Source organism: Agrobacterium tumefaciens str. B6, from assembly GCF_001541315.1.
GTDB lineage: Bacteria > Pseudomonadota > Alphaproteobacteria > Rhizobiales > Rhizobiaceae > Agrobacterium > Agrobacterium radiobacter.
The window spans coordinates 75,692-92,420 of record NZ_LMVK01000001.1 but is presented as its reverse complement, the minus strand read 5'-3'; the positions used below and the strand labels follow the sequence as shown (position 1 = coordinate 92,420).

Annotated in this window: 10 protein-coding genes; 7 read left to right on the top strand and 3 right to left on the bottom strand. The window is 60.0% G+C overall.

What is annotated here, in order from left to right:
* Nucleotides 1–9: 9 nt before the first annotated feature.
* The 3 genes from ASB65_RS00410 to ASB65_RS00400 all read right to left on the bottom strand — a co-directional run bounded on the left by ASB65_RS00410 (nucleotide 10) and on the right by ASB65_RS00400 (nucleotide 9,011).
* Nucleotides 10–1,776 carry a sulfite reductase subunit alpha gene (locus ASB65_RS00410; RefSeq protein ID WP_080868376.1) on the bottom strand — a complete coding sequence of 589 codons (1,767 nt, stop codon included), beginning with the start codon at nucleotides 1,774–1,776 and terminating at the stop codon, nucleotides 10–12.
* A complete protein-coding gene (locus ASB65_RS00405; RefSeq protein ID WP_060722736.1) occupies nucleotides 1,773–7,274 on the bottom strand; it encodes a glutamate synthase-related protein in 5,502 nt (1,833 codons plus the stop codon). Before ASB65_RS00405 ends, ASB65_RS00410 begins: the two co-directional genes overlap by 4 nt.
* A gap of 408 nt (nucleotides 7,275–7,682) precedes the next feature.
* On the bottom strand, nucleotides 7,683–9,011 hold the full coding sequence (locus ASB65_RS00400; RefSeq protein ID WP_003507259.1) for an MFS transporter: 1,329 nt from the start codon (nucleotides 9,009–9,011) through the stop codon (nucleotides 7,683–7,685).
* A gap of 249 nt (nucleotides 9,012–9,260) precedes the next feature.
* Between ASB65_RS00400 and cyoA the strand changes: the two genes are divergently transcribed.
* The 7 genes from cyoA to ASB65_RS00365 all read left to right on the top strand — a co-directional run bounded on the left by cyoA (nucleotide 9,261) and on the right by ASB65_RS00365 (nucleotide 16,729).
* Nucleotides 9,261–10,391: a ubiquinol oxidase subunit II gene (gene cyoA, locus ASB65_RS00395; RefSeq protein WP_060722735.1), complete on the top strand. Its 1,131-nt coding sequence runs from the start codon at nucleotides 9,261–9,263 to the stop codon at nucleotides 10,389–10,391.
* Between the two features lie 72 nt (nucleotides 10,392–10,463).
* The gene (gene cyoB / locus ASB65_RS00390; RefSeq protein WP_060722734.1) at nucleotides 10,464–12,467 is read left to right on the top strand and encodes a cytochrome o ubiquinol oxidase subunit I; all 2,004 of its coding nucleotides are present in this window, start codon (nucleotides 10,464–10,466) and stop codon (nucleotides 12,465–12,467) included.
* Between the two features lie 5 nt (nucleotides 12,468–12,472).
* Complete coding sequence (cyoC, locus tag ASB65_RS00385) at nucleotides 12,473–13,096, top strand: cytochrome o ubiquinol oxidase subunit III (RefSeq protein WP_060722733.1); 624 nt, start codon at nucleotides 12,473–12,475, stop codon at nucleotides 13,094–13,096.
* Nucleotides 13,096–13,491 (top strand): cytochrome o ubiquinol oxidase subunit IV, encoded by a 396-nt coding sequence (gene cyoD / locus ASB65_RS00380; protein ID WP_003514416.1) that lies wholly within the window; start codon nucleotides 13,096–13,098, stop codon nucleotides 13,489–13,491. The genes cyoC and cyoD overlap by 1 nt, the downstream gene beginning before the upstream one ends.
* Before the next feature lie 168 nt (nucleotides 13,492–13,659).
* The gene (locus ASB65_RS00375) at nucleotides 13,660–14,421 is read left to right on the top strand and encodes an SURF1 family protein (protein WP_060722732.1); all 762 of its coding nucleotides are present in this window, start codon (nucleotides 13,660–13,662) and stop codon (nucleotides 14,419–14,421) included.
* A gap of 113 nt (nucleotides 14,422–14,534) precedes the next feature.
* Nucleotides 14,535–15,755 carry a phosphopentomutase gene (locus ASB65_RS00370; RefSeq protein ID WP_060722731.1) on the top strand — a complete coding sequence of 407 codons (1,221 nt, stop codon included), beginning with the start codon at nucleotides 14,535–14,537 and terminating at the stop codon, nucleotides 15,753–15,755.
* Nucleotides 15,752–16,729, top strand: coding sequence for an adenosine deaminase (locus tag ASB65_RS00365; protein WP_060722730.1), 978 nt, complete (start codon nucleotides 15,752–15,754; stop codon nucleotides 16,727–16,729). Before ASB65_RS00370 ends, ASB65_RS00365 begins: the two co-directional genes overlap by 4 nt.

Below are 16,729 nucleotides of genomic sequence, written 5' to 3'. Positions count from 1 at the left end.
GGGAAATCTCTAGTAGACATCGCGCAGATAGCGTTTTTCGCGCTTCAGCCGGTTCACATAATCGCTTGCCGCTTCGGCAGAAATGCCGACCTCATCGCTGACGATACTATGCAGGGCATCATCGACATCTTTCGCCATGCGGGTCGCATCACCGCAGACGTAGAAATAACCGCCCTCTTCAAGCCATTGATAGAGCGCCTTGCCGTTCTGCCGCATGCGGGTCTGGACATAGATCTTCTCCGCCTGATCCCGTGAAAAGGCGAGGTCGAGACGGGTCAGCACGCCGTCGCGGCTCATGTCGGCAAGTTCGTTTTCATAAATGAAGTCCGACTGCCGGTGCTGATCACCGAAAAACAGCCAGTTCTTGCCCTTGGCGCCGCGCGCCTGCCGTTCCTGCAAAAATGCCCGGAAGGGCGCGATGCCCGTTCCCGGTCCCACCATGATAACAGGCGCATCATTGTCCTGCGGCACACGGAATGACTTGTTCGGCGAGACGAAAATTCCGGCATTCCGTCCAGCCTCCACCCGGTCGGCCAGATAGGTGGAGCACACGCCGCCGCGCTCACGGCCCTCGGCACGATAACGAACGCTGGCAATCGTCAGATGTACGCTGTCTTTCGCAACCAGAGGGCTGGAGGATATGGAATAAGCCCGGTGCTGCAGCGGCTTCAGCAATGTCACGAATTCAGCGACATCAAATAGCGGCTTTCCGCCGAGATTGATGAGGTCGAGAATATCCTTGCCCCAGAGAAAGGCGGCCATCTGCTCCTTGTCTCCGTTTGCGATGATGTGGCTGAGTTCCTCATGCCCCGCACGCTTGCCGATTTCGGCGACGAGTTCGCGCGAGGGAGTCGATATCTCGAACATGTTGAGAAGCGCATCACCAACGGGCCGGTCCAGCCCGCTGATTTGGCTGTCCGCGGCCGCTCCGAAGTGTTCCAGCAGCGCGCCCGCCAGTCTCGGATCGTTCAGGGGCACGACGCCAAGAGCATCACCCGCTTCATAGTCGAGCCCGCTTTCGCCGAGACCGAATTCGTAGTGACGAATCTCCTTGGACGATCCGGGACCGGACAGGCGGCGATTGACGCTCACCTCAGCCGAATAGGGATTCTTGCGGTTCCAGCCCTGCTTTGTCGGCACAGTAGGTTCGGCGACATCGGGCATGACAGCTGCCGCATTGCCGCCGTCGACAGCAAGCGCAAGCGGCAGGGTCTCGCCGATCCATGCGGCGGCCGCATCCTCGAAGTCGATATCGCAGTCGATACGCGTCTTCATCCGCTTGCCGCCAAGTTGCTCGAACCGCGTATCGATGAGCTTGCCTGCCTGGCAGAAACCGTCATAACCGGTATCGCCAAGCGCAAGCACGGCAAAATTCATCTCGTCCAGACGCGGCGCGGCGTCGGTGGAAAGTGCTTCCCAGAAAAGCTGGGCATTGTCAGGCATTTCACCTTCGCCGTAAGTCGAGGTGACGACGATGACCCGCTTCATGGCACCGAGACCGTCCATCGAGACATCATCCAGCGCAGCCACCACCGGCCGCATGCCCTGCGCACGGGCGGCGGCGGCGATATCCATGGCTAAGGCCTCGGCATTGCCGGTCTGGGTGCCGAAGAGAATATTCAGCAGGCTGGCCGCCGCCTTTGGGGCAGCGGCGGCAACAGAAGTCTCCATACCTATGGCGGCGCGGGAATGGAGCCCGGCCAGAAAACCGGAAAGCCATGCGCGCTGATCACCATTGAAGGGCGCGTCTTCAGGAATATAAGGTATCTTCATCATGCTGCCCTGTGGCTGGATGCGGTGGCGAGATCTGGAATGGCACGCGCCGCGAAAAGCTCCTCGAAGCCCGGGAGGCGGCCGATCCTCTCGATGTTTTTCCGGTTCTGCTGAATGATCCAGCCATAGGTGCCGGGGCTGTCCACCGACCAGATGTTGCGGCGCGCCAGCGCCTGCTTGTAGTCGTCGAGACGCTTGGCGGCGATCATCACCGCAAGCTGTTCATCGCTATGATCGGAGAGCGCCTCGCGGGCGTATTTCAGCAAACGCTGCATCAATGCGTAGTCTTCCGTGAGGATGAGATTGCGTACGGCTTTTTCGATTGCGGGATCGGAAGGGCCCGCCGCCATCGGCAGCCGCTGCAGGGCGATTGCCTGCGCCATGCTCAACACCGTGTAGTTGTTGAGAAGCGCATACATGTCCTCCGTGTCCGTCTCGCCATAACCCGGTACGGTTCCGTTCAAAACGGCCTTACGGTCGCGGTAAGCGAGCTTGAACTTCCGCACCTGATGGGCGGCAAGCGCAGATGCCAGTTCCTCCAGCAGCTCCTTGCGGGGCTTCGCCTTCAGAATTTCATCGCTGTCCTGATAAAGCAGCAGGGCGCGCGGCATGCCATAGACGAAATTGTGCTGTTCGCTCTCCCAGTTTTCCAGAAGCCATGCGGCCTTGGCCGAGCCGGTCTCCGCGACATGCCAGGTCAAAAGCTGATGGACTGCCTGATTGTGGATCGCGGCCTGTTCGTCCTCACCGGTGATCGAACCGAGCAGGATGGAATCGTGGCTGACCTTCTTCGGCAGATCGCCATAGGGATCATACTGATAGACGAAACCGCCGCTCATGCCGTTGCCGAAACCCTTGCCGAAATGGCCAAGGTTGAGAACGGCACCGTTGGTCATGTATTCGCAGGCGAAATCGCCCACGCCTTCGACCACGGCGGTCGCGCCGGAGTTACGCACCGCGAAACGGTCGCCCGCCTGACCCTCGACGAAAGTGCGGCCGCCAGTGGCACCGAACAGCGCGAAATTGCCGACCAGCACATTGCCGCCAGCCTCTTGCGAACCGCCGCCCGGAGAGCGTACGACGATGGTGCCCCCGCAGGCGCTTTTGCCAACGCCGTCATTGCAGGTGCCGGTATGGACCATGACCATGCCGTCATTGCAGAAAGCGCCGAAGGACTGCCCGGCCGACCCTGAAGTATCGACGCGCACCGACCCAGCCTCGAGGAACCGGCGGCCACGGCTGTCCTGCTTCACTGCCGGCAGCGCATCCGCCTCTTCGTCGGAAAGCTCGTGGTTCAGCATGCGCTCGATATCGACGGCGAGCTGGCCGCCGACGCTCTTGTTGCAATTGTTGAGGAAACGATTGCCGCCAAGCTCGATGTTTTCCCGTCTGCTGTCGATCAGTGCCGAGCGGACGAGTTCGATGAAGGCATCGTCCAGCGCGAAGTCCTTTTCCATATAGACGGGGTTGTCGATCTTCACTTCCTCGACCACGGCAAGCATCGCCCGGAGGTCAAGCTGGCCGACGCTGGCCGAATGATCGAGAAGGTGAAGAAGATCGGAACGGCCCCGTGCTTCGCGCAGCGAGCGCAGCCCGAGTGCGGCCAGGATCTCGCGGGTCTCATGGGCGATGTTCATGAGATATTGCGCCAGCGCGCGCGGATCACCGTTGAAAGCTTCCTGATTGGTAGTGAGACCCGCTGGGCACTTGATGTTGCAGTTCTTCGCCATCACGCATTTCAGCATCATCAGCGCCGTGGTGCCGAACTCGAAACTGTCACCGCCGAGAAGTGCTGATTTCACCACGTCGCTCGCCGTCTGGTGCGCGCCGGAGCAACGCAGCAGCACCTTGGCGCGCAGGCCGGTGGCGCAAAGCGCCTGATGCACCTCGGCAATGCCGATTTCCGCCGCACGGCCGGTATATTTGAGGCTGGTCACGGCGGCTGCACCCGTGCCGCCGGTATTGCCGGCAACGTTAATGACATCCGCCCCAGCCTTGGCGACGCCGACCGCGATCGTGCCGATACCTTCCGACGAGACGAGCTTGACGATGACGCGCACACGCGCCGCCTTGGCGTCATGGATGAGCTGGGCCAGATCCTCGATCGAATAAGTGTCGTGATGCGGTGGCGGCGAGACAAGCTCGACGCCCGGCGGGCCGCCGCGCGCGGCGGCAATTTCGACCGTCACCGTGGGGGACGGTAATTGCCCGCCCTCGCCCGGCTTCGCACCCTGGCCGATCTTGATCTCGATTTCCTCCAGCATCGGATCGGCAAGATAACCGGCCCAGACGCCGAAACGGCCGGAGGCGAACTGCTTGATGCGGGAGGCGCGGATGGTGCCGTAACGGGAAATATGCTCGCCGCCCTCACCCGAATTGGACATGCCGCCGACCATATTGGTGCCATGCGCCACCGCCTCATGGGCAGCCGCGACCAGCGCGCCATGGCTCATGGCGCCCGATGCTAGGGTCTTGGTGATCTCGCTGGCCTTCTGCACGGCATCAAGCGGAATGCCTGCCGGCGCGGTACGGATGAGAGACAGGTAGGTGAATGCCTCGCCCTTTGCCTGAACCAGCAGCGCGCCGCCTTCCAGCCAATGGCCGGGGATATCCGTTCCGAAGCGGTCGAGCAATGACTGGCCGAGTGCGGCAAGCCGGACAAGTTCATGACCCTGCGGGCCGGTCAATTGTAGCCGGAACGCACCGTCTCCCGCGCTCTCGCAAAGCAATCCGCGCACCATGAAGCTGTTATTGCCATGCCGGGAAAAGCGACCCATTTCCCGACGGAACTCTTCTGCCGAACCGGCGAATGTCACATCGGCCGGCAACTCCAGAACATCGCGCAGGGCAGCAGGACGGCGCGACCTTTCTTCCGCCATCATGCGGGCGAAGGCGCGATAGCCGGGCGTTACCTCGAAGGCGTCGATCGCCTCCGGGGTCAGCCGGTCGAAGCTATTGTGATAATAGGCCGCATCGTTGAGACCGAAGGCATCCTCCAGCCGGTTGAGCGGCAGGAGGCGTAGCGCCTCTTCATTATCGGTTCCCTTGTCGAAACCGATCTTTTCCTCCGTCATGTCCACGAAGCCGCGCACGGCCGTCGTGCCATAGGAATGGCCGGCCCCTTCGGCGCGCTCCTTGAAAAGACCGAGCAGGGGAATGTCATTTTCACCCTTCACAGATAGCGCCTTCCGGTGCCAGTCAGCCACCGCCTGCGCAATGACAGCGAAATTGACGCCGCCGACCGGCGTCTTCACATTCGGGAAATAACGCTTCAGCACCACGTCGTCGGTATCGAGGAAGTTCGGCTCGAAGAACTCGCCGCCAATATAGCTTTCCGCCGTGCACAGCCCGACCTTGCCCATGGTCTTCATCAGCGACTTTTCGGCCGCCTTGGCGAAGCGCTTGAAGGCCTTGTCGGCATCGGCTCCGAATTTCTCCTCGGCGCGGAATTGCACGCCGAGCGGATAGACGGCCGAAGCGCCGAAGCCGAGGCTTGCCGCAATGTGATGCGAAGAGGAAAACTGCCCGCTTTCAACGATCAGCGAAACGCGCAGCCGCAGGCCCTCCTCGATCAGCCGCTGATTGATGGCGGAGACGACCATGATCATCGGCAAAGCCGCACGGCCTGCCGAGACATGCCGGTCGGTGATGATGGCAATGCCGCCTTCCTCAGCCGCAAAAGCCACAACCTCACCGCAGAGGCCGTCGATTGCCTGCCGCAGGGCCGTTTCATTGGCGTGCGCAACGTCGAAGACCGGCGAATAGAGCATTTCGAAACGGCGAAGAGGCGTCTCCGACTGTTCGCGAATACGCAGCATGTCGAGGTGGGTCAGGATCGGGGAACGCACGACGATCTGGCGGGCCTTCTTCGAGCCGCTGTTCGGCTTTGCGCCGAGAGCCACGCGCAGCGTCATGCCATCGGCCTCACGAATGCTGTCGAGCGGCGGGTTGGTGACCTGCGCGAAGCGTTGCGAGAAATACTTGGCAACCCCGCCTTCCTGATCGGAAAGCGCGTTGATGGCGTTGCCGTAACCCATGGCCGAAATTTTTTCCGCGCCGGAGGCTAACATCGGGTCCATCAGGAACTTGAAGCTTTCCTGATTGTGCGAATAGGCGACGTAGCGCTGGTGGCGTTCCAGATCGCCATTGTAACGAAGCGGCGAGCCCTGCTTTTCCGCCGGCACTTCCGGTAAGTCATCAAGCATTACCCGGGATTCGGACAGCAGCGACGGATAGTCCCTCCGCGCTGCCAGAAGCTCCAGCGCCTCGACGGTGGAAAAGGCGCGACGTTCGGCGTGGTCGTAATAGAGCATGCCGCCCGCCTCGATGCGGCCGCGGCGGATGACGCTTTCTGCCGGAAAGGCGATCTGCCCCGCCTCCGACATGACGCAGAGATAATCCTCCGTCTCGACGGTGCGCAGCGGGCGCAGGCCGAGACGATCGAGACGGGCACCGATGATGGTGCCATCGCCGAAGATCAGCGCGGCCGGACCATCATTCTTCTCCTCATAGAGCGAGAAATATTCCAGCATCGCTTTGACGCCCGGCGACAGGGTATCGTCGTTTTCCCATGCCGGCGGCATCATCGAGACCACGGCGGTGACGAGGTCGAGACCATCCTCCATCACCCGCGCCTGCAGGGTCTGGTCCAGCCGGCAGCTGTCCGATTGGCCCTTGGGCCTGACAATGCTGGCATTCTTCGCCAGCGCCACGGCCGCTTCCGACAGCCGGTTCTTCTTGTCGGTGTTGAGCTCACCATTATGCGCCATCAGGCGGAAAGGCTGCGCCATGGAGGGGTGTGGATCGGTATTGGTGGAAAACCGCGTGTGGAAAAACATCGTATGCACTTCATGGCGCGGATCGGTGAGGTCGCAGAAATAGGGCATGACCTCGTGCGAGTTCAGACGCCCTTTGAGCACCTGCGTACGCGCACTGAGCGACAGCGGATAAAAGCCGGCGAGTTCCGGCACGGTATAGGCAAGCGCTTCGATGGCAAGCAGCGCCTTGTGGATGCGCCAGTCGAATTCGACGAGAGTTGCGCATTCCACTGGCGCCGAAAAGACCCATTGCCGGATCGGCAATTGGTAAGGGATGGCAGCGGGGCGGATGGCCGCGTCATTCACCGGCACGTCGCGGACGATCAGGATCGAAAACCCCTGCTCCTGCAGCGCACTGCAGATAATGCCAACCGCCTGATCGTGGAATGCGGGGTTCTGCGGCAGGAAAAAATTGCCGACGCCGAACCGGCCAGCCTTCAAGGCGTCGTTCCCCGTCAGCTTCTGGAAAAAGGAGAGTGAGAGATCAAGCGAAACGCCGGCACCGTCACCGACACCTTCCGCCGACATGCCGCCGCGATGCGGCACGGCACAGAGCGCCTCGTGACCGCGCTTGAGCACATCATGCGTCTGCACGCCGTCCTTGCGGGTGATGAAACCGACGCCACAGCTGCTTTTTTCAAAAGCGGCATCGTAAAGGCCGAATTTTTGCTCCGTCACACTCAAGGCACTCTCCTCTCATTGCGCATTTCGCGCGGCATCACCCTCTTTTCCCGAAATCCGGCGCGGCAACCGGCATTCTGCGGGCGGAGCCGCAGGCGACCTGGCTGCTCCTCTTCTTTTCTGCTTATCGGCGTTTAATGGCGCGAACGGTCGTTTTGCGGCCGTCAAACGGCGTGGCGGCGATGGCCGCTTTTTCGCAAATAATGATCGTCGTCGTTCGCATCGCGTTCCCTGATGGCCGGCTTTCCGGCGATGAGACACACTCAATTATGTCAGTAGTGCTTACATAATATTTCATGATCGACCGAGTCAAGATTAAAATCGGCCTTGCGCAATAAAAAAACAAAAACGCCGCGAAATCCGACAGGATTCCGCGGCGCGATGGCTGCAGGGATTTTTAAATTGCCGAGATCACTCCGACGGCATATCCAGCGTACGGCTGAACCAGAGGGCAATCAGGGTACAAAGAGCACCCGACATCAGATAGATGCCAACCGCGAAAAGGCCGAATTTGGACGAAAATCCGAGTGCGACCAGCGGTGCGAAACCGGCCCCGATCAGCCAGGAAATATCCGAGGTGAGCGATGCGCCGGTATAACGGTATTCCCGACTGAAGCGGGAGGCGAGTGCGCCGCCCGCCTGACCGAAGGACAGGCCAAGCAGCGAGAAGCCGATCAGCACGAAGAGATAGCGACCGATATCGCCCGAACTCAGGAGAACAGGGGCCACGAGGCTGAAGAGCCCAATCAGCACCGCCGCGACAGCCAGAAGCTTCCGCCGGCCGATCCTGTCGGCCAGTATGCCTGAAACCACGATCATGCCGCCAGCGATGATGGCGCTGACGAATTGCACGAACAGGAAGTCCGAGACACGCTGGCTGGTGTTGAGCGAAACCCAGCTCAGCGGAAAGACCGTGACGAGATGGAAGAGCGCAAAGCTCGCCAGCGGCACGAAGGCACCGGTGGCGACCACCGGAAACTGCGAACGCAGCATCTTGAACATCGGGCGCGGTTCCAGCTCATGCTGCTCCAGCATGGCCTGGAATTCCGGCGTCACGATCATGCGAAGACGGGCAAACAGCGCGAGAACATTGAGCGCCAGCGCCACGAAGAAGGGGAAACGCCAGCCCCAGGCAAGGAATTCCGCATTGGAAAGCTGCGTGACGAAGACGATGAAGAAGGCGCTGGCGAGGCCAAAGCCCATGGCCGCACCGATCTGCGGCATCATGGCGTACCAGCCGCGCTGCTTCGGCGGCGCATTCATGGCGAGCAGCGAGACTAGACCGTCCCAAGCGCCGCCAAGGCCAAGACCCTGGCCGATGCGGAATACCGCCAGAAGACAGGGGGCAAGCACGCCTGCTTCCGCATAGGACGGAAGAAAGCTGATCGCCATGGTGGAACCACAGAGCGTGAAGAGGGCGGCCATCAGCTTCACGGCGCGGCCGAATTTTCGGTCGATCTGGAGGAAGATCAGCGAGCCGATCGGCCTTGCGATAAAGGCCAATGAGAAAACCGCAAAGGAATAAAGCGTGGCCGTCAGCGGATCGACGAAAGAAAAGAAGACATGCGGGAAAACGAGCGCGGAGGCGATGGCATAGATGAAAAAGTCGAAAAATTCCGTCATTCTCGCGAGAATGACTGCAATCGTGATGCGATCCGGATCGACCTTGACGGGCCCGGCCCCATGTCCGTTCGCTTCCGGCGCCTGCCCAAAGGATGGAGCAGCATTCGTATAACTCATAATATCCCTCCTGCGTCATGGACGAACCATTTCCTGTAACGCCCCGGCTCCTCTTCCGTTGCGTTACGATGCGACGGATTGTCACACGCACCCTACGTAACGTCAATTGAAGTTTGGCAATAAAGGGTTGCCCAGTCGGTCGACCATGCGATAATGCACGCGCTCCGTCTTCAAACGTAGCTCTGCCCGAGACATGGTGCATCGCGAAGGTTTCGCTGCACCGCGACAATATACCTCATTTGAAAAATGATGTTCGGCAATTATTCGCGGCATAATCCAAACTGTACGAGTTCAAAGAACGTGCGCACGATCAAAAAAATCCTATCCGCCCTTCTGGCAATCCCGGCTCTGCTGCTGCTCAGCGGCTGTAACCTCGTGGTGATGAACCCTTCGGGCGACGTCGCCATCCAGCAGCGCGACCTTATCATCACGTCCACGGTTCTGATGCTGCTCATCATCGTCCCGGTCATTGCCCTGACACTGTTCTTCGCATGGAAGTATCGCGAATCGGGGAAAGCCGAGGATTATGATCCCGAGTGGCACCACTCCACTCGCCTTGAAATGGTTATCTGGTCGGCTCCGGTCGCCATCATCCTGATGCTCGGCACCGTGACCTGGATTTCCACCCACCGTCTCGACCCCTATCGCCCGCTGGAGCGTATCGATGAGAACCGCCAGGTGACCGCCGAAACCAAGCCAATCACGGTCGAAGTGGTGGCCATGGACTGGAAGTGGCTGTTCTTCTATCCCGAACTCGGCATTGGCAGCGTCAATGAATTCGCCGCTCCGGTTGATGTTCCGATCAATTTCAAGATCACCGGCACGACCGCGATGAACTCCTTCTTCGTTCCAGCGCTTGCGGGCCAGATCTATGCCATGGGCGGCATGCAGACCAAGCTGCATGCGGTCATCAACAAGGAAGGCGTCTATGACGGCTTCTCGGCCAACTTCTCCGGCCCCGGCTTCTCCCATATGCGATTCAAGTTCCATGGTCTGAGCCAGCAGGGCTTCGACCAGTGGGTTGCGAAGGCGAAGGAAGGCGGCAAGGGCTTTGGCCGGCAGGAATATCTGGAATTCGCCAAGCCTTCCGAGCGTGAGCCGGTGCAATATTTCGCTTCGGTCGATCCGGAGCTCTACAGCGCCATTCTCAACCGCTGCGTTGAGCCGAACAAGCTCTGCATGCGCGACATGATGCATATCGACGCCAATGGCGGCGGCGGCAAGGAAGGCATCGACATCGCCAAGGCGCTGAACTCCGTCGTCTGCACACCGCTTGCGCCTTACGGCGTCGCCAGCGGCCCCCAATCCACTCCGGCTGCGATCGAAGGTCAGACTTTCGAGCCTGCGGCGCTGCCGGAAAAGAAACAAGTCGCTGGCTGACGATACGTCCCGGCATTCTGCGGCGCGGCCTGTCCGCGCCGAATTTACGTTTTCGAATCGCAAGAGGCTAAAATGATCGTCAATTCCGATCAAACGTCGTTCCTGTTCGGGAAGCTGACATGGGAGTCCATCCCGCTTCACGAGCCCATTCTTGTCGCGACCTTCGCGGCCGTGGCTCTGGGCGGCATCGCCGTCGTCGGCGCCCTTACCTATTTCCGCCTGTGGGGTTATCTCTGGAACGAATGGTTCACGAGCATCGATCACAAGAAGATCGGTATCATGTACATCATTCTGGCGCTGGTCATGCTCTTGCGCGGTTTCGCCGACGCGATCATGATGCGCGTTCAGCAGGCGATCGCGTCGGGCGGATCGGAAGGTTACCTTCCACCCCACCATTACGACCAGATTTTCACGGCCCATGGCGTCATCATGATCTTCTTCATGGCCATGCCGATGATCACGGGTCTCATGAACTTCGTCGTGCCGCTGCAGATCGGCGCCCGCGACGTTTCGTTCCCCTTCCTCAACAATTTCTCCTTCTGGATGACCACGGCCGGCGCGGTCATCACCATGATCTCGTTGTTCATCGGTGAATATGCGCAGACCGGCTGGCTCGCCTATCCGCCGCTTTCCGGTATCGACGGCAGTCCGGGTGTGGGTGTGGACTATTACATCTGGGGTCTGCAGATCGCCGGTGTGGGAACGACGCTATCGGGCATCAACCTGATCGTGACGATCATCAAGATGCGCGCCCCTGGCATGACCATGATGCGCCTGCCGATCTTCGTCTGGACGTCTCTGTGTTCGAACATCCTGATCGTGGCATCCTTCCCGATCCTGACCGGCACGCTCGCCCTTCTGACCCTTGACCGTTACGTTGGCACCAATTTCTTCACCAACGATCTCGGCGGCAATCCGATGATGTATGTTAACCTCATCTGGATCTGGGGCCATCCCGAAGTTTACATCCTGGTGCTGCCGGCTTTCGGCGTCTTCTCGGAAATCGTTTCGACCTTCTCCAACAAGCGTCTCTTTGGTTATGCCTCGATGGTTTACGCCACGGGCGTCATCACCATCCTCGCTTATATCGTTTGGCTGCACCACTTCTTCACCATGGGTTCCGGCGCAAGCGTCAACGCTTTCTTCGGCATCACCACGATGATCATCTCGATCCCGACGGGTGCGAAGATCTTCAACTGGCTCTTCACCATGTATAAGGGCCGCATCAAGTTCGATGTTCCGATGCTGTGGACGATCGGCTTCATGATCACCTTCGTCATCGGCGGCATGACCGGCGTTCTTCTCGCCGTTCCGCCTGCGGACTTCGTGCTCCACAACTCGCTGTTCCTCATCGCCCACTTCCACAACACCATCATCGGTGGCGTGGTGTTCGGTGTGCTTGCGGGCATCGTCTACTGGTTCCCGAAGGCCTTCGGTTATCGGCTCGATCCGTTCTGGGGCAAGCTGTCCTTCTGGTTCTGGTTCATCGGCTTCTATTTCGCCTTCATGCCGCTCTATATTCTCGGCCTGATGGGCATTACCCGCCGTATCAGCCAGTTCGAGGATAATTCCCTGCAGATCTGGTTCCTCATCGCCGCCTTCGGCGCCTTCCTGATCGCGCTCGGCATCGCCTCCTTCGTCATCCAGCTCATCGTCAGCTTCCTCAATCGCGAAAAGCTGCGCGACGTGACCGGCGACCCCTACAACGGCCGTACGCTGGAATGGTCGACCTCGTCGCCGCCGCCGGCCTACAACTTCGCCTTCACGCCGGTTGTGCATGACGTCGACGCCTGGGCGGACATGAAGAAGCGCGGTTACAACCGTCCCAAGGAAGGCTTCATCCCGATCCATATGCCGAAGAACACCGGCGCAGGCATTATTATCAGCGCCATCAGCGTGGTTCTCGGCTTTGCGTTGGTGTGGCACATCTGGTGGCTTGCGGCTCTGTCCATGCTCGCTATCATCGCGGTCTCCATCGCCCATACCTTCAACTACAATCGCGATTACTACATTCCTGCCTCCGACGTTTCGACGGTCGAGGCGGAACGTACGAAGCTGCTTGCTGAACAGGCGTAACGAATATGGCTCATACACCTGCACAAAGCGTCGACGGCGCTGAACCGGTCTTCTACCTGAAGGAAGACCACCACCCGGAGAACGGCACCTCGCTGGGCTTCTGGCTCTATCTGATGAGCGACTGCCTCATCTTCGCAACGCTGTTTGCCACCTATGCCGTTGTCGGCCGCAACTATGCGGCCGGTCCTTCGGGCGCCGACCTTTTCGATCTGAAGCTGGTGGCGATCAATACCGGCTTCCTGCTTTTCTCCTCCATCACCTATGGCTTCGCCATGCTGGAAATGGAAAAGCAGAAGGTGAAGGCCACGCTGGTCTGGCTCGTCGTCACCGGTCTCTTCGGCCTCGCCTTCCTTGCCGTGGAACTCTACGAATTCCACCACCTGATCGCGGAAGGCGCCGGCCCGCAGCGCTCGGCGTTCCTGTCAGCCTTCTTCGCGCTGGTCGGTACGCACGGACTGCACGTCACCTTCGGCATCATCTGGCTCGTCACGTTGATGGTTCAGGTTACCAAGCATGGCCTGATCGCGGCAAACAAACGCCGCCTGATGTGCCTGTCGATGTTCTGGCACTTCCTTGACGTCATCTGGATCGGCGTCTTCTCCTTCGTTTATCTCATGGGAGTTCTTTGATGAGTTCCGAAGCACACGCACACCACGACGCGCATGGCGACGACCATCATCACCATGATGGCGCCAGCCACGGCACGTTCAAAAGCTATATGATCGGCTTCGTCCTGTCGGTCATCCTCACGGCGATCCCGTTCTGGCTGGTCATGGGCGACGTTCTTGAAAACAAGACGCTGCTGGTCATCGCGATCATGGGTCTCGGCGTCATCCAGATCTTCGTGCATATGATCTACTTCCTGCACATGGACACCAAGTCCGAAGGCGGCTGGACCTTCATGGCGCTGATCTTCACCGTCGTGGTGCTGCTGATCACGCTCTCCGGCTCGCTCTGGGTCATGTACAACATGAACAAGAACATGATGCCGCTGCACATCGAGGATGTGAAGAACCTGCCCTGAGCAGCAGATATCAGCGGCCTGCCGGTTTTCCGGCGGGCCGCGTTCCGCGCCAACACATAACCCCATGAATCCCGGTGCGATTTATGGGGTTATTTGCTGGAGGAAGCCCCCGGTGGACGCCAAAGCAGATGGCCTTTCCCGCCAGCCGCGCTTCGCAAGGACCGTGACATGAGTGACACCACACCCCACAACCGGCGTATCCGCCCCGCCGCGATCATCGTTCTGTTTCTGACCGTTGTCCTGACGGGTCTGCTGCTGGTGCTCGGCACATGGCAGATCAAACGCCTTTCCTGGAAGCTCGATCTTATCGAGCGCGTCGAAGCCCGCGCCGATGCCGACCCCGTCGATGCCCCTGCCGCCGGCGAATGGCCAGCACTCAACGACCCCGCGGGATACGAATATCGCCGTGTGAAACTGTCCGGCACCTTCCTCAATGACAGGGAGGTTCAGGTCTATACGGTCACAGACCTCGGTCCCGGCTATTGGGTGATGACGCCGCTCAAGCGCGACGATGGCTCCAGCATCATCGTCAATCGCGGCTTCGTGCCGTCCGACAGGCGTGACCCGTCCTCCCGCCGGGAAGGCGAACCAGCCGGCAACGTCGAGATCCCCGGGCTGATGCGCGCGCCCGAAACCGGCGGGCTTTTCCTGCGCACCAACGATCCGGCAAATGGCCGCTGGTATTCCCGCAATATTCCTCAGATCTCGCAGGCATCCGGCCTTTCCGATGTCGCGCCGTTCTATGTCGACGCCGACGCAACACCCAATCCGGACGGCCTGCCGGTCGGCGGCAAGACCATGCTCACCTTCCCCAACAACCACCTCTCCTATGCCGTTACGTGGTATATTCTGGCGGCCATGGTGGTGGCCGCGGGCTGGTATGTCCTGCACAATCTCAACGCTCCCAAATCGAAACGGGGCGAGGATTGAACGACCGGTTTTACCGGATGGTTCATAAAAGCACTTCCTTCTTCACGTTTTGCTGATCTATAACGACAGCTCGGCCTGACATTGCCCGTCGGCGCATTTTGTTTCGGTGAGTTATGGCAAGAGCATTTCTTTTCGTTCTGGATTCCTTCGGTGTCGGCGGTGCACCCGATGCGGAACACTATGGCGATCTTGGCGCGAACACGCTTGGCCATATCGCGGAATTCTGTGCCGCGGGCGCTGCCGACAAAGCCGGGCTTCGCTCCGGTCCGCTGAAACTGCCGAACATGTGTTCGCTCGGCCTGCTGGAGATCGCGAAACAGGCAAGCGGCGACATTCCCGCCGGCATGGAACCGCCTGAGCGTATTTTCGGCCTTCACGGTTCCGCCAGTGAAATCTCCAAAGGCAAGGATACGCCTTCCGGCCATTGGGAGATCGCCGGCACGCCGGTAACGTTCGACTGGGGATATTTCCCGACGGAGGGCGGCGCCTTTTCTCCCGATCTGGTGGAGGCCATTTGCAGGCAAGCCGATATTCCCGGCATTCTCGGCAATTGTCATGCTTCCGGCACAGAGATCATCGCGAAGCTCGGCGAGGAGCATATCAGGAGCGGCAAGCCGATCTGCTACACCTCTTCCGATTCCGTATTCCAGATAGCCGCGCATGAAACACATTTCGGGTTGCAGCGGCTCATCGCGCTCTGCGAGACGGTGCGCAAGCTGCTCGATCCGCTGAATATCGGCCGCGTCCCCGCCCCCCCCTCCATCGGCGAAACGGGCACACCCTCCGAGCGCCCCGGCAACCGCCGCGATTTTTCCGTTCTGCCACCGGAACCGACCCTGCTCGACAGGCTTGTGGAGGCCGGCCGCAAGGTGCACGCGATCGGCAAGATCGGCGATATCTATGCCCATCAGGGTATCTCGCGCGTCATCAAGGCAAATGGCAACAGCGCCCTGATGGACGCAACGTTGCAGGCCATCGACGAAGCTGAAAACGGCGATCTCGTCTTCACCAATTTCGTCGATTTCGACATGCTTTACGGCCATCGTCGCGACGTTGCGGGTTATGCGGCGGCGCTTGAGGCCTTCGATGCGCGCATCCCCGAAATCCATCGCAAGATGGCGCCTGGCGATATCGCCCTTCTCACCGCTGATCACGGCTGCGACCCCACATGGCGGGGCACCGACCATACGCGGGAAAGGGTGCCGATCATGGCATTCGGACCGGGTATCCGTTCCCGTGATGTCGGCATCCGTTCAAGCTACGCCGATATCGGCGAAAGCATCGCCCACCATCTTGGCATCGAGGCCGGTTCACACGGCAGGAGCTTCATTTGACATCCCATTTGCTGAAAGCGGAAATCCACTGCCATCTTGAAGGGGCGGCATCGCCCGCGCTTGTCGCACGACAGGCGGAGAAATACGGCATAGACACCAGCGGCTTTTTGCGCGATGGCCAATATGTCTGGTCGGATTTCGCCGAATTTATCCAGTGCTACGATGCGGTGGCGCAGGTGTTCAAGACGGACGAAGACTACGCGGTTCTGACGGAAACCTATCTGACTGAACTTGCCGAGGCCAACACGATCTATAGTGAACTGATCGTCTCGCCCGACCATGGTGACCGCATCGGGCTCGGTGCAGACGCCTATCTCGCCGGCATTGCCGAGGGCATCAGGATCGCCAAAGAAAAGACCGGCATCGAGACCCGCATCATCGTCACCGGCGAGCGCCACTTCGGTCCTGAACGGGTGATCGCAGCGGCGGAATATGCAGCACGCGCCCGGCATCCACTGGTGACCGGCTTCAACATGGCGGGCGAGGAGCGCATGGGTCGCGTCGCCGATTATGCGCGCGCCTTCGATATCGCCCGCGATGCGGGTCTCGGGCTGACCATTCACGCGGGCGAGGTTTGCGGCCCTGAAAGCGTTGCCGATGCGCTCGATCTCGTCAAACCAGCCCGCATCGGCCATGGCGTGCGCGCCATCGAAGATGCCGGCCTCATCGCCCGGCTGGTCGAGACGGGAACGGTTCTGGAGGTCTGCCCCGGATCGAACATCGCACTCGACGTTTATCCCGATTTCGGCAGCCATCCACTCAAGGCGTTGCACGACGCGGGGGTGCGCGTCTGCATCAGTTCCGACGATCCGCCATTTTTCTTCACCTCGCTTGCACGGGAATACGCGCTGGCCGCGGACGAGTTCGGTTTCAGCGATGCCGAGATCAACCGCATGACCCGAACCGCGCTGGAATGCGCCTTCGTGGACGAGGAAACGCGCAACCAGCTGCTCGCAAAACTCGATTTTGCGTGA

What these genes read in the sequence shown, in the direction of transcription:
- ASB65_RS00410 (WP_080868376.1), bottom strand. Translation starts at nt 1,776, where the DNA reads ATGATGAAGATACCTTATATTCCTGAAGACGCGCCCTTCAATGGTGAT.
- ASB65_RS00400 (WP_003507259.1), bottom strand. Translation starts at nt 9,011, where the DNA reads ATGAGTTATACGAATGCTGCTCCATCCTTTGGGCAGGCGCCGGAAGCG.
- cyoA (WP_060722735.1), top strand. Translation starts at nt 9,261, where the DNA reads ATGTTCGGCAATTATTCGCGGCATAATCCAAACTGTACGAGTTCAAAG.
- cyoB (WP_060722734.1), top strand. Translation starts at nt 10,464, where the DNA reads ATGATCGTCAATTCCGATCAAACGTCGTTCCTGTTCGGGAAGCTGACA.
- cyoC (WP_060722733.1), top strand. Translation starts at nt 12,473, where the DNA reads ATGGCTCATACACCTGCACAAAGCGTCGACGGCGCTGAACCGGTCTTC.
- cyoD (WP_003514416.1), top strand. Translation starts at nt 13,096, where the DNA reads ATGAGTTCCGAAGCACACGCACACCACGACGCGCATGGCGACGACCAT.
- ASB65_RS00375 (WP_060722732.1), top strand. Translation starts at nt 13,660, where the DNA reads ATGAGTGACACCACACCCCACAACCGGCGTATCCGCCCCGCCGCGATC.
- ASB65_RS00370 (WP_060722731.1), top strand. Translation starts at nt 14,535, where the DNA reads ATGGCAAGAGCATTTCTTTTCGTTCTGGATTCCTTCGGTGTCGGCGGT.